This window comes from Pseudonocardia sp. ICBG601 (assembly GCF_020496245.1).
This window is the reverse complement of sequence record NZ_JAHLJA010000150.1, coordinates 660,291-672,976: the sequence shown is the minus strand read 5'-3', so window position 1 is coordinate 672,976 and position 12,686 is coordinate 660,291. Positions and strand designations below refer to the sequence as shown.

Below are 12,686 nucleotides of genomic sequence, written 5' to 3'. Positions count from 1 at the left end.
GGCAGAGAGGACATCGTCGTGGTGCTGCGTGTGTTCCCCTCCCGCGAGGCCCTGTCCCGGCCGCGGCAGGGTGCCGTCGACGTCGCCGTACTGGTGGGTGCGGCCGCGCTCCTGTGGGCGCTGGTGCAGCTCTCGCACGGGCTGGACGTGCCGTTCGACGAGGCCACCGCCCCGTCGCGGATCTCGACCGACCCGGCCGAGCTCCCCTACTACGCCGCGCGCTCGCTGCTGCGGATGTTCGTCGCACTGGCGCTGTCGGTCCTGTTCACCTTCGTCTACGCGACCGCGGCCGCCCGGTTGCGGCGGGCGGAGAAGGTGCTGCTGCCGGTGCTGGACATCCTGCAGTCGGTGCCGATCCTCGGGTTCCTGTCGGTGACCGTCACCGGGTTCCTGGCGTTGTTCCCGGGGTCCGAGCTCGGGCTGGAGTGCGCGTCGATCTTCGCGATCTTCACCTCCCAGGCCTGGAACATGACCTTCGCCTTCCACCGGTCGCTGGTCTCCCAGCCCCGGGAGCTGGACGAGGCGGCCCGGCTGCTGCGGCTGTCGAAGTGGCAGCGCTTCTGGCGGGTGGACGTGCCCAGCGGGATGATCCCGCTCGTCTGGAACGGCATGATGAGCTTCGGCGGCGGCTGGTTCTTCCTGGTCGCCTCGGAGGCCCTCACCGTCGGCGGGCGCTCCTACGCCCTGCCCGGCATCGGCGCCTACGTCGCCACCGCGACCGAGGACGCCGATCTCGGCCGGGTGCTGCCGGCCATCGGGGTGATGGTCGTGATGGTCGTCGGGGTCAACGTGCTGTTCTGGCGTCCGCTGACCGCCTGGGCCGAGCGGTTCCGGGTCGAGGACTCCGGTGGCGCCGACGCCCCGCGCAGCGTGGTGCTCGACCTGCTGCGCCGCTCGCGGGTCCCGCGGGCACTCGGCGTCGTCGCGGGCCGGTTGGTCGGGCCCACGGACCGGGTCATGGCCGTGTTCGGCCGTGCTGAGCACCCGCTGCGCGGGTCGGTGGCGCGCCGCCGGGCCGGGGACGTCGTCCTGACCGCCGCGGTGGTGGCGCTGCCGGCCTACGGGCTGGTCCGGACGGCCGGCTACATCGCGGCGACGACCGGCTTCGGCGAGGTCGGGCACGCCCTGCTGCTGGGGCTGGTCACCTTCGGCCGGGTGGTCGTGCCGGTGGTCGTCGCGACCGTGGTGTGGGTGCCGGTCGGGGTGTGGATCGGGATGAACCCCCGGGTGTCCCGGCTCGCCCAGCCGGTGGTGCAGATCCTGGCCTCGTTCCCGGCGAACTTCCTGTTCCCGCTGGTCACCGGCGTACTCGTGGCCACGGGGATCAGCCTGGACTGGGGCGGGATCCTGCTGATGAGCCTGGGCGCGCAGTGGTACATCCTGTTCAACGTCGTCGCCGGGGCCTCGGCGGTCCCGCACGACCTGCGCGAGGCCGCGACGAACCTGCGCCTCCCGCGGGCGCTGTGGTGGCGCCGGCTCGCCCTGCCCGCGGTCTTCCCGAGCTACGTCACCGGCGGGATCACCGCCGCGGGCGGCGCCTGGAACGCCTCGATCGTCGCCGAGATCGTGTCCTACGGCCCCGTCACCCTCACCGCCACCGGGCTCGGTGCCTACATCGCGCAGGCCACCGCCGCCGGTGACGGCCCCCGGATCCTGATCGGCGTGCTCGTCATGAGCGTCTACGTCGTCGGGCTCAACCGCCTGTTCTGGCGTCCCCTGCAGACGCTCGCCGAGCGCCGCTTCGCCCTGTGACCGTCCCGCTGCCAGGAGGAACCATGTCGACCCTCACCCCCACCCGGTCCGACGTCCTGATCTCCGTCGACGCGGTCAGCACCAGCTTCCCCGGCGCGGAGGGCGGTGAGCTGCGGGTCCTGCAGGACATCCGGCTCGACCTGCACGCCGGCGAGGTCGTCGCGCTGCTCGGCCGGTCCGGCTCGGGCAAGTCGACGCTGCTGCGCACCGTCGCCGGGCTCATCGCCCCCACCTCCGGCTCGGTCCGCTACCGCGGGCGGGAGCTGAACGGCGCGAACCCCGGCGTCGCGATGGTGTTCCAGTCCTTCGCCCTGATGCCGTGGCTGACCGTCCAGGACAACGTCGAGCTGGGTCTGGCCGCCCGCGGTGTCCCGGCCGCCGAGCGCCGGGAGCGCGCGCTCGCCGCGATCGACCTGATCGGGCTGGACGGGTTCGAGTCCGCCTACCCGAAGGAGCTCTCCGGCGGGATGCGGCAGCGCGTCGGGTTCGCCAGGGCACTGGTCCTGGAGCCCGACCTGCTGCTGATGGACGAGCCGTTCTCCGCGCTCGACGTGCTCACCGCGGAGAACCTGCGCAGCGAGCTGATGGGCCTGTGGACCGGCGGGCGGTTCCCGACCACGGGCATCTGCATCGTCACGCACAACATCGAGGAGGCGGTGCTGCTCGCCGACCGGGTGGTCGTGCTGGAGGCGGGCCCGGGTCGGGTCCGCGCCGAGGTCGAGGTGGACCTGCCGCGGCCGCGGGACCGCACCGCACCGGCGTTCACCGCGCTGGTCGACCGGCTCTACGACCTGCTGACCGGACGGGAGCCCGACGACCTCCCGTCCGGGGCGGGCGACCTCACCCCGACGGCCCGCCCGCTGCCCGCCGCCTTGGTGGGCGGTCTGGCCGGGCTCGCCGAGATCGTGCACGCCCGGGGCGGTCGGGCGGACCTGCCCGACCTCGCCGGCGAGCTGAGCTTCGAGGTCGACGACCTGCTGCCGCTCGTCGACGCCGCGGCGATGCTCGACCTGGTCGCGGTCTCCGGGGCGGACCTGCACCTCACCCCGACCGGTACGGCGTTCACCACGGCCGACATCCAGGAGAGCAAGCGGATCTTCGCCGGGCAGGCCCGGGAGCGGGCGCCGCTGGTGCGCACCATCCACCGGGCCCTCTCGGCGAGCAGCGACGGGTCGCTGCGGGCCACGTTCTTCCTCGACCTGCTGCGGCGCGGGTTCTCGGCGGAGGACGCCCAGCAGCAGCTCGACACCGCGATCGACTGGGGCCGCTACGGCGAGCTGTTCGACTTCGACACCGACACCGGGAGGATCAGCCTCGACCCGGGCCGGTGATCGGGGCCGGCGTGCCGCGCGGCGACGGCTACGCTCGGGCTGCTCCGCCGCCGGGAGGGGACCGCTGATGCAGGGACGGGAACCGTTCGCGCTGTCGACCTTCGGCAGCTTCACGGTCGCCGGGCGCCGGGCCGAGGTCACCGGCCTCCCGCTGCGGCACGTCCAGCTCTCCCGGGACCTGCCGGCCTACCCGGTCGACCCGAACGGCACGTACGCCGTCGACCACGCCTACGTGCAGCACTTCGTCCCCGAACCGGTCGGGCACCCGCCGCTGGTGTTCGTCCACGGCGGCGGCATGGCGGGGACGACCTGGGAGGGCACCCCGGACGGGCGCGAGGGCTGGCTCCAGTACTTCCTCCGGCGGGGCCACCCCTGCTACGTCGTCGACAACGTCGAGCGCGGCCGGGCCGGCTGGTTCCCGGATCCCGCGGGCCCCACCGACGGCGCGCTGCTGCGCACCGAGCAGGAGGTCTGGGACGCGTTCCGCATCGGGCCGCCGGAGGGTTACCCGGCGCGCGCGTGCCATCCCGGCTGCCTGTTCCCGGTCGAGGCGCTGGAGGCTCTGGCCCGCCAGCAGGTCCCGCGGTGGACGACCACGACCCCGCTCGCGGTCGGGGCGGTCACGGCGCTGGTCGAGCGGGTCGGGCGGTGCCGGGTCGTGGCGCACAGCCAGGGTGGCGGCATCGCCGTCGCGGCCGCGGCGGCCACGCCCGCGCTCGTCGAGTCGCTCGTGCTCGTCGAGCCGCACGGCCTGCCCGACGACGGGGGACCGGCCGGGGTCCGGCAGCTGCTCGTGTCCGGGGACTTCCTCGACCGGACCCCGTTGTACCGGCAGCTCCGGGCCCAGTGGTCGGCCTACGTCGGGGGAGCGGCCGGGCCCGTCGAGCACCTGGACCTGCCCGCCGCCGGCCGGGCGGGGAACAGCCACATGCCGATGATGGACACCAACAGCGACGCGGTCGCGGCGATGATCGCGGAGTGGCTCGGCGCCTCCGTGCCGGCCTGACCGCACACCCTCCACCGCCCCGGCGGTCCCTCTCCACCACAGCGTCCCTGTGTGCCCCCGCGCGCCCCGGCGCGCCCCCGGCTTCGGTCGGTGCACCCGTGGCCCGGACAACCCGGGATTCTCTGCATTATCCCGTGTTACCTATGTTCTAGCAGAACGAACCTAGAACCGGTTACTGGTTCAACGAACATGAACCGCTAGCATGATCAGCGTGACGGACACGGTGGTGCGGTGCGGATACAGCCGGTGCCGGGCGGAGCTGCCCCCGCCCGGGCCGCAGGGCGGCCGTCCGCGGTCGTTCTGCCGGGACACCCGGTGGGAGCAGGGGCGGACGTGCGCGCAGATGGCCCGCGCCGAGCGGGAGGCCCTCGGTGCGCTCGGCCTCGACACCGGGACCGGGGCGTTCGCGCTCGACGCGGACCGGCTCCGTGAGCACGTCGGCGCCCTCGCCGGGCCGGTGGCCGAGCTGTCCGGGGCGCTGACCTCCGTGCTGGACCGGCTCGACGAGATCGAGCGCGACGCCCTGGCCGCCACCGAGGCCGCCCGCGCGGGCGCCGCCGAGTCCGACGCCGCCCGGCAGCAGGCCGACACCGCCCGGGAGACGGCCGAGCGCCGGGCCCGTGAGGCGGACCTGGCCGCGACCGAGGCCCGGCAGGAGCGGGCCGAGGCGGTGACCCGGGCCGAGGAGGCCGCCGCCACCGCGCTCGCGGCGACCGAGGCCCTCGGTGCGGCGCGGCAGCAGGCCGCCGACGCCGTCGCCGCCCGGGACGCCGCCGTCGCCGACGCCCGCGAGGCCCGGGACACCGCCGCGGCCGCCACCCGGGACCGGGAGGCCGCGGTGCTCGCCGCCCGGACCGCCGAGCACGAGCGCGACGCCGCCCTCGCCCGCGCCGATGCCGCCACCCACGACCGGGACCGCCTGGACGCCGACCTGACGGCGCTGCGGACCGACCACGCCGCGGTGGTCGACGACCGGGCAGGTCTGGTCGAGACCGTCGTCGAACAGCGCAGCCGGCTCGCCGCGCAGCGCGACCTGCTGACCGAGGCCCGCGCCGTCGCCGAGGGGCTGCGCGCGCAGCACGAGACCGCCCGCACCGCGGCCGAGGAGCTGACCCGCCGGCTCGACGACACCCGCCGGGAGCGGGACGGGCTCGCCGCGGAACGGGACCGGCTGCGCGCCGCGGCACCGGAGCCGGGCCCGGCCCGGATGCACCCCGACGACCTCGCGGCCCTCGCGGCCGCGGTGCGCGGGTGAGGCCCGGCGGTCAGCGACCGGGCCGGCCGGGCTCCCGCTCGGACATCGTCCAGCTGGTCAGGACGTCCAACGCCTCCCGGGAGGGTGACCCGGCCGCCGTCGTGTAGAGGAACAGGGTGGTGTCCGGATCACCGGGCGGGGTGAAGGTCTCGTACTCCACGGTGAGGGCCCCGACGATCGGATGGCGCAACCGCTTCGAACCGTGGGTGCGCTGGTGGACGCGGTGTTCCTGCCACCAGCGGCCGAACTCGGGGCTCTCCTCGCGCAGCTCGGCGACGAGCGCGACCGTCGCCCGGTCCCCGGGGTCGCGGCCCGCCTCCAGCCGCAGGGCCTCCACCGCGGCGCGGGCCTGGACCTCCCAGTCCTCGAACAGCGCGCGGGCGTCGGCGTCGAGCAGGATCCAGCGGGCGTAGTTGCGGTGGGGGCCGGGGAACCGTTCGAAGTCGACGAACAGCGACGTGGCCATCCGGTTGGCCGCGAGCACGTCCATCCGGCGTCCCAGCAGCAGCGCCGGTTCGCCGTCGAGGGCGTCGAGGAGCTGGCGCAGGCCGGGCCGCACCCGTTGCAGCTCCCGGGTCCGCGGCTGCGGTGACGCCGCGCCCAGCCCGATGAGGTCGGCAAGGTGCTCCCGGCCCGCCGCGTCGAGCTCGAGGGCGCGGCCGATCGCCTCGACCACCGCGGGCGACGGCACGATCCGGCGTCCCTGCTCCAGCCGGGCGTAGTAGTCCGAGGAGACCCCGGCGAGCCGGGCCACCTCCTCCCGGCGCAGTCCCGGCACCCGTCGGACCCGGCCGTCGGCCGGCAGCCCCGCGCGAGCCGGGTCGCACTGGCTGCGGGCGCGGCGCAGGAAGTCGGCGAGCTCGCGGTTGTTCCCGGCCATACCGGCCAGTATCGCCCATTCCGGCCGGGCGGACCCGGCCCTCCGCGTCCTGGGTTTGCGGGTCCTGGTCGGCCCGGTCCTGGTCGGCGGCGTCCGCGGTCGGGCAGGGCCCGGTATCGGCGCCCGGGGCGCCTGCGCCGTCACCAGGCTGGGTGCACGCCCCGGTCACCCGCGGCGCACCGTGATCGACCACCGGAGGAGAACCACCGTGAGCCGGATCCTGATCGTCATGTCCGCCGCCGACACCTGGGAGCGCACGGACGGCACCGCCTACCCGACGGGCTACTGGGCAGAGGAGCTGGCGGCGCCGTTCGAGACGTTCGTCGCCGCCGGGCACACCGTCGAGTTCGCGTCCCCGGGCGGCGTCCTGCAGCCGCTGGACCGGCACAGCGCCGACCCGGCGGTCGCCGGTCCGGACTGCGAGCGCTTCGTCCGCGTCGCGGAGACCGCACTGCGTGAGTTCGGGGCGCCGCTGCGGCTGGCCGACGTCGACCCGGACCGCTACGACGCGATCGTGCTCCCCGGTGGTCACGGGCCGGTCGTCGACCTGTTCGAGGACCCCGACCTGGGCGCGCTGCTGACGCGGGCCGACGCGGACGGCCGGATCGTCGGTGCGGTGTGCCACGGCCCCGCCGGGCTGCTGAGCGCCACCGGCCCGGACGGTGGCTGGCTGTTCGCCGGGCGTCGGATGGCCGCCTTCACCGACGAGGAGGAGCAGCTGTTCGGCACCGCGGAGGGTGCTCCGTGGCTGCTGGCGAGCCGGCTGCGCGAGCGCGGTGCCGCGCACGAGAGCGGACCGGCGTACCAGGCGTTCACCGTCGTCGACGGCAACCTGGTGACGGGGCAGAACCCGGCGTCGAGCGCACCGATGGCCGAGCAGGTCGTCGCCGCCCTGCGGGCCCGCAGCTAGGCCGTTCGGACCTACCGACGGTCACGCGTGACTGTAAGTTGGCCGGATGCAGGAGGTGTCACCGTCGATGCCGACCACGGTCACGGGGTCCACATGAGATGGATGCTGGGCAGGCTCCGCCGCGGGCGGCACCGCGCCCGCGGCCGGTGGCGTCGCCGGGGCTGCACCTGGCCGTGGTGACCCGCCGTCGTTGCGGCCTGGCACGCTCGGCGCCATGACCTCCCGTGTCCCCTCGCGTCGTCGCCCCGACGGCGAGGCTCCCGCCCCGGTCGTGGTGACGGTGCTGCGGGAGCGGCTCTACGGCACCCTGTCCTGCCTGTCGACCCTGCTGGTCCTGCTCGGCCACGGCGGCGAGGGCTCCTCGGCCGGGTCCGCGATCGTCGACGTCGTGGTGGCCGCGGGCGCCCTGTGGGCGGCGAGCCTGCTCTCCGACGTCGTCGCCCACCTGGCCGTGCACGGACAGGGGCCCCGCGGCCACGAGCTCGTCGCCGCGCTGCGCAGCTCGGGGCAGATCCTCCAGGCCTCCGCCGCGCCGGTGGTGCTGCTCGCCGCCGCCGCGGCCGGGCTGCTGGAGCTGACCACCGCGCTGGAGCTCGCGACCGGGGTGACGGTGCTGGTGCTGGCCCTGTTCGCCGTGCTCGCGGCCCGGCGGACTCCGCTGTCGTGGTGGCGACGGGTGCTGCTGGTCGTCGCGCTCGTCGGGCTCGGCGCTCTCGTCATCGTGGTCAAGCTGCTCGCGCACGGCTGACCTCAGCCGCCCGGGACCGCCCCGGGACGGGTGGTGGCCGGCGGCGGTGTGCACACGGTGCCCGCCGCCGGCAGCGTGGTGTCGAGCAGCGTGGCCTCCACCGCGGCGTCGACGCAGGGGTCGGTGCCGTACGAGCCGTGCCCGACACCCTCGCGGGTCAGCAGGACCGCCTGCTCCAGGGTGTCGGCCGTGCGCTTCGCCCAGGTGTGGGGGGTGACCGGGTCGAGGCGGCCGCCGACCACCAGCGTCGGCGGGGCGCCCGCGCCGGTCAGCGGCGCGGTGACCCGGTCGGTGTTCGGCGCGGGCCACACCGCGCAGGCCAGCGCGCTGTAGGCGGCGCGGGTGCCGATCCGCGGTGCGTGCCCGCCCGCCCGCTCGGCGGCCGCGGTGTGCGCGGCGACGTCGGCCGGGGTGGTCCAGTCCGCGCAGCGCACCGCGGTGTGCTGCTCCTGCGTCGCGGTCGGGACACCGAACGGCGAGACCGTCAGGTTGCGGTACAGCAGGTGAGCGAGGGTGCCGTCGCCCCGCTGCGCGGTCGCCAGCGCCGTCGTCAGCACCGGCCACAGGGTCCGGTCGCCCGCCGCGCCGCGGGCGGTCTCCAGCAGCATCGCGCCGTCGACGACGCCGGCCGGGGCGAGACCCTCCACCGCCCGGGCCGGGGCGGGGCGCCGTTCCAGACCGGCGACGAGCGCGTCGAACGCGGCGGCCGGGTCGCCGTCGCCGACCGGGCAGACCGCGGTGCCCTCCGTACGGCAGGCGTCGAACCAGGCGTCGAGGGTCCGCTCGCTCGCGACGGCGACCTCGTCGAGGAACTCCAGGGGGTCCCCGGTCCACAGCGTGGTGTCGACGGGTGCGTCGAGGACCATCTGCCGGACCCGGTCCGGGAACAGGGTGGCGTACATCGGGCCGACGACGGTGCCGTAGGAGATGCCGTAGTAGGTGATCGTCTCCTCGCCGAGCGCGGCGCGGAGCCGGTCGAGGTCGCGGGCGACGTTGTCGGTGGACAGGCTCGCCAGGAACGCCGGGTCCCGGTGCGCCGCGCAGCCCTCGGCCAGCGCCCTCGCCTCGGCGAGCAGCGTCGGCAGCGGGGCACCGCCCGGGACGGCGGGGTCGGCGGCGGTGCTCGCGGCGGCCGTGGCGCGCTCGGCGTCGGTGCGGCAGCGCACCCCCGACGAGGCGCCGACGCCGCGCGGGTCCATCGCGACGACGTCGAAGCGCGCCAGCACCTCCGGCCCGAACGTGCCCGGCGACCCCGGGGTGGCGGGCATCGCGCGCAGCGTGTCGGTCGCGGCGACCCCGGGGCCGCCCGGGTTGAAGAACAGGGTGCCGATCCGGCGCTGCGGGTCGGTGGCACGGTGCCGCATCACCGCGAGGGTGATCCGGGGGCCGCCGGGGTCGGTGTACTCCTGGGGGACCTCGAGGGTGCCGCACTCCAGGCCGGGACCGCACCCGGTCCAGGTGACCGGGTCGGGCGGCGGGCCGGCGGGCGCGGCGGGTACGGCCGCGGCGCAGCCGGTGGCGGCCAGTGCGACGGCGGCGGCGAGTACGGCGAGCGGTCGGAGGCGGCGGTGCGGGGCGGGCATGGGGCCGATGCTGCGGCGGCCACCCGGCCGTCCGGATCGGTCCGGGGGAGTGTCCTGCCCGTGCGGGGTCCGTCCGAAGGATGAGTGCGTCCGGGTCCCGGGACGGAGGTGCCCAGGCCGGTACGGGCCCTAGCCTCGGCGTCATGACCGATGTCGCGGCGTACCGGCGGTGGGTCGTCGACGGCCTGGTGGTCGTGGTGACGGCCCTGATCGGGCTGCTCATGGCCCGGTTGCGGGTGGTGGCGTCGCCGGGTGGGCCCGAGGTGCTGCTGGGTGTCGACGTCGTGGCGGGGATGCTCGCCTGCGTCGCGCTCTGGTGGCGGCGCCGGTACCCGCTGCCGGTGGCCGTGGGCATCGTCGTGCTGTGCACGTTCTCCGAGGTCGCGTCGGTCCCGGGGCTGGTCGCGCTGTTCGCGGTCGCCGCCCGCTGCCCGGCCCGGGTCTCGGCCGCGGTGTTCCTGGGCAGCTTCGCCTCGTTCGCGGTGTACTACTCCTGGCGCCCCGCGCCGGAGGCCCCGCTGTGGCTGCTGGTCGGGGCGGTCGTGGCCGTGCACGCGGCGGTGTTCGGCTGGGGGCTGCTCGTGCGCAGCCGCCGGCTGCTGGTCGCGTCGCTGCGGGAGCGGGCCGCGATGGCCGAGTCCGCGGCGGCGCTGCGGGCCGAGCACACCGCGCACGAGGCGCGGGAGGCGCTGGCCCGGGAGATGCACGACGTGCTCGGGCACCGGCTGTCGCTGCTCAGCGTGCACGCGGGGGCGCTGGCGTTCCACCGCGACGCGCCGGCGGAGGAGACCGCGCGGGCCGCCGAGGTCGTGCGGGAGAACGCCCACCGCGCGCTGCAGGACCTGCGCGAGGTCATCGGGGTGCTCCGGGCGCCGGTGGGGGAGCTGCCGCTGCCCGGGATCACCGACGTCGGGGAGCTGCTCGAGGAGACCCGCCGGACCGGGACCGCGGTCGTCCTGCACGACGGGCCCGGCGTGACCACAGGGGAGCACCCGGTGCCCGAGACCGCGGGGCGCACCGCCTACCGGCTGGTGCAGGAGGCCCTCACCAACGCGCGCACCTACGCGCCGGGTGCCCCGGTCACGGTGACGGTGACCGGCGGGGCCGGGGACGGGCTCGTCGTCGAGGTGGCGAACCCGGCACCGGTCCGGCCCGCCCGCGCCGACCGGCCGGGGGCCGGGCAGGGGCTGCGGGGGCTGGCCGAGCGGGCGACGCTCGTCGGGGGCCGGCTGGACCACGGCCCGACCCCGGACGGCGGGTGGCGGACCGGGATGCGGCTACCGTGGCCGTCGTGACCGCCTCCGACCCCGTCGCGGTGCTCATCGTCGACGACGACCCGGTCGTCCGCTTCGGACTGTCGATGATGCTGCGCGGCGCCGACGGCCTGACCGTCGTCGCCGAGGCCGGGGACGGCGCCGAGGGTGTCGCGCTGGCCGAGCGGCACCGGCCCGACGTCGTGCTGATGGACATCCGGATGCCGGGCACCGACGGGCTCACCGCCACCGAGACGCTGCGCCGCCGCCCCGGCGCTCCCCAGGTCGTCGTGCTCACCACCTTCGACGCCGACGCCCACGTGCTGCGCGCGCTGCGGGCCGGCGCCGCCGGGTTCCTGCTGAAGGACACCCCGCCCGACGAGCTCGTCCTCGCCGTCCGGCACGCCGCCGCGGGCCGCCCGGTGCTCTCGCCGGAGGTGACCCGCCGGCTCATCGACCGGGTCGCCGAGACCGACCGGGACAGCACCCGGGCCGCGGCCCGGCGACGGCTGGAGCGCCTCGCCGAACGGGAGCGCACCATCGCGCTCGACCTCGGCGCGGGCCGGTCCAACGCCGAGATCGCCGCCCGGAACCACATCAGCGTGGCGACGGTGAAGACCCACGTCTCGGCGATCCTGACCAAGCTCGACCTGAACAACCGGGTCCAGGTGGCGCTGCTGGTGCACGACGCCGGGCTGTCCCCGCCGGTCTGACCCGGGCGGGGCACGGGCTCAGCCGGCGTCCGGGCGGGGCGGCCCGAACCGGAACGCCGGGTGCGACCGCTCGCGGGTCGCGCGCGGGGCGAACCCGGCCAGGACGTGGTCGACCTCCCGCCAGGCGACCGGCGCGGGGACGGCGTCGTCGCCGAACGGGGCCAGGACGTTCACGCAGTGGGCGGCGTCGCGGCCGCGGACGGTGTCGGCGACGGCCGGGGCCCGCCCGGCCGCGCCGCCGAGGTGCCGGATCCCGGTGACGACCATCGGCCCGGTGCGGGCGACGACCCGGTCGAGGCCGTCGCGGTCGAGCCCGTCGACGAGCAGGTCGTCGCCGAGGTAGGCGTGCGGGAACTCCGGCTCGGCGTACACCCGGGCCGACGCACGCGGGTCCAGCGGGGCGACGGTGTCGTCGTCCCAGGCGACGGCGGCGCGCAGCGGTGCGAGCAGCGCGTCGGTGCGGCCGGGCCCGCCGGTGCCGACGACCCCGACCCGCAGGACGCGGCGTCCGCGCAGGTGGGCGGGCAGGAACGGCAGGTCGGGGTAGGGGACCACGGACACCCCGGAGGTGACGTCGTCGGGCAGGGTCGCGGTCCAGTCCGCCCAGGCGTGCAGCGCGGACGGGTCGCCGGGGGCGTCGGCGGCGCCGAGGACGCGGACGAGGCCGCCGCCGACCAGGCCGTCGGAGCCGAGCAGCCCGACGACGACCGCGGTGACGACGTCGCCGTCGTCGGGGCCGGTGCCGCGCAGCCGGGCGAAGTAGCGCGGGTCCGACGCCGCGGACACCCGGACGGTGCCGCCGGCGCGGGCGAGCTCGACGGCGTGGACGTGGTCGGCGGCCCAGCCGTCGGCGCGGACGGTGAGGCCGAGCCCGCCGCCGGACAGGTACCCGACGACGCCGACCGACGGTGCGCTGCCGTGTGGCGGGCGCAGGCCGTGCGGCGCGGCCGCGGCGACGACGTCGCCCCAGGTCGCGCCGGCCCCGGCGCGGGCGGTGCGGGTGCCCGGGTCGACCGTGACCCCGGCCATCGCCGCGGTGTCGATCAGCAGGCCGCCGTCGCAGGGGCGGCGCAGGCCGTGCCCGGTGGAGTGCACGGTGACGGCGAGGCCGTCGCGGCCGGCCCGCGCCAGCGCGGCGACGACGTCGTGCGCGCCGGTGGCGGCCACGACGGCCGACGGACGGTGGGTGATCCCGGTCTGGAAGCTGCGTGTGCTGGTCATGGCACCGAGCCTGGGCCCGGCCGCGGCAGAAGTC

The 12,686-nt window shown here is 76.5% G+C and carries 11 protein-coding genes; 8 read left to right on the top strand and 3 right to left on the bottom strand.

The genetic code is table 11. From position 1 onward, the window contains the following. Positions 1-18 precede the first annotated feature (18 nt). The 4 genes from KPL57_RS48780 (at position 19) to KPL57_RS68010 (ending at position 5,344) form a co-directional block, all read left to right on the top strand. Positions 19-1,752: an ABC transporter permease subunit gene (locus tag KPL57_RS48780; protein WP_226357245.1), complete on the top strand. Its 1,734-nt coding sequence runs from the start codon at positions 19-21 to the stop codon at positions 1,750-1,752. A gap of 23 nt (positions 1,753-1,775) precedes the next feature. After that, complete coding sequence (locus KPL57_RS48775; protein ID WP_226357244.1) at positions 1,776-3,083, top strand: nitrate/sulfonate/bicarbonate ABC transporter ATP-binding protein; 1,308 nt, start codon at positions 1,776-1,778, stop codon at positions 3,081-3,083. 67 nt (positions 3,084-3,150) lie between these two features. After that, a complete protein-coding gene (locus KPL57_RS48770) occupies positions 3,151-4,089 on the top strand; it encodes a hypothetical protein (protein WP_226357243.1) in 939 nt (312 codons plus the stop codon). Positions 4,090-4,300: 211 nt separating this feature from the next. After that, entirely contained in the window at positions 4,301-5,344 is a 1,044-nt protein-coding gene (locus KPL57_RS68010; protein WP_308253121.1) for a response regulator receiver protein, read from the top strand. A 10-nt stretch (positions 5,345-5,354) separates the two neighbouring features. Here the strand turns inward: KPL57_RS68010 and KPL57_RS48760 are convergent, their stop codons facing one another. Continuing rightward, positions 5,355-6,224, bottom strand: coding sequence for a helix-turn-helix transcriptional regulator (locus KPL57_RS48760; protein WP_226357242.1), 870 nt, complete (start codon positions 6,222-6,224; stop codon positions 5,355-5,357). A gap of 208 nt (positions 6,225-6,432) precedes the next feature. On the opposite strand from KPL57_RS48760, the gene KPL57_RS48755 reads away from it, so the two are divergent. Next, positions 6,433-7,134: a type 1 glutamine amidotransferase domain-containing protein gene (locus KPL57_RS48755; RefSeq protein WP_226357241.1), complete on the top strand. Its 702-nt coding sequence runs from the start codon at positions 6,433-6,435 to the stop codon at positions 7,132-7,134. Between the two features lie 214 nt (positions 7,135-7,348). Beyond that, on the top strand, positions 7,349-7,882 hold the full coding sequence (locus KPL57_RS48750; protein WP_226357240.1) for a hypothetical protein: 534 nt from the start codon (positions 7,349-7,351) through the stop codon (positions 7,880-7,882). Between the two features lie 2 nt (positions 7,883-7,884). Here KPL57_RS48750 and KPL57_RS48745 read toward each other — a convergent pair whose 3' ends face one another. After that, on the bottom strand, positions 7,885-9,465 hold the full coding sequence (locus KPL57_RS48745) for an alpha/beta hydrolase (RefSeq protein WP_226357239.1): 1,581 nt from the start codon (positions 9,463-9,465) through the stop codon (positions 7,885-7,887). Positions 9,466-9,608: 143 nt separating this feature from the next. Here KPL57_RS48745 and KPL57_RS48740 point away from each other — a divergent pair, with 143 nt between their 5' ends. Both KPL57_RS48740 and KPL57_RS48735 read left to right on the top strand, forming a co-directional pair. Next, entirely contained in the window at positions 9,609-10,760 is a 1,152-nt protein-coding gene (locus KPL57_RS48740; RefSeq protein ID WP_226357238.1) for a sensor histidine kinase, read from the top strand. Further along, entirely contained in the window at positions 10,757-11,431 is a 675-nt protein-coding gene (locus KPL57_RS48735; RefSeq protein ID WP_226357237.1) for a response regulator transcription factor, read from the top strand. The genes KPL57_RS48740 and KPL57_RS48735 overlap by 4 nt, the downstream gene beginning before the upstream one ends. An 18-nt stretch (positions 11,432-11,449) precedes the next feature. On the opposite strand, the gene KPL57_RS48730 is transcribed toward KPL57_RS48735, so the two are convergent. Then, the gene (locus KPL57_RS48730; protein WP_226357236.1) at positions 11,450-12,652 is read right to left on the bottom strand and encodes an FAD-binding oxidoreductase; all 1,203 of its coding nucleotides are present in this window, start codon (positions 12,650-12,652) and stop codon (positions 11,450-11,452) included. Between the last annotated feature and the right edge of the window lie 34 nt (positions 12,653-12,686).

What these genes read in the sequence shown, in the direction of transcription:
- KPL57_RS48775 (WP_226357244.1), top strand. Translation starts at nt 1,776, where the DNA reads ATGTCGACCCTCACCCCCACCCGGTCCGACGTCCTGATCTCCGTCGAC.
- KPL57_RS48770 (WP_226357243.1), top strand. Translation starts at nt 3,151, where the DNA reads ATGCAGGGACGGGAACCGTTCGCGCTGTCGACCTTCGGCAGCTTCACG.
- KPL57_RS48760 (WP_226357242.1), bottom strand. Translation starts at nt 6,224, where the DNA reads ATGGCCGGGAACAACCGCGAGCTCGCCGACTTCCTGCGCCGCGCCCGC.
- KPL57_RS48750 (WP_226357240.1), top strand. Translation starts at nt 7,349, where the DNA reads ATGACCTCCCGTGTCCCCTCGCGTCGTCGCCCCGACGGCGAGGCTCCC.
- KPL57_RS48745 (WP_226357239.1), bottom strand. Translation starts at nt 9,465, where the DNA reads ATGCCCGCCCCGCACCGCCGCCTCCGACCGCTCGCCGTACTCGCCGCC.
- KPL57_RS48740 (WP_226357238.1), top strand. Translation starts at nt 9,609, where the DNA reads ATGACCGATGTCGCGGCGTACCGGCGGTGGGTCGTCGACGGCCTGGTG.
- KPL57_RS48730 (WP_226357236.1), bottom strand. Translation starts at nt 12,652, where the DNA reads ATGACCAGCACACGCAGCTTCCAGACCGGGATCACCCACCGTCCGTCG.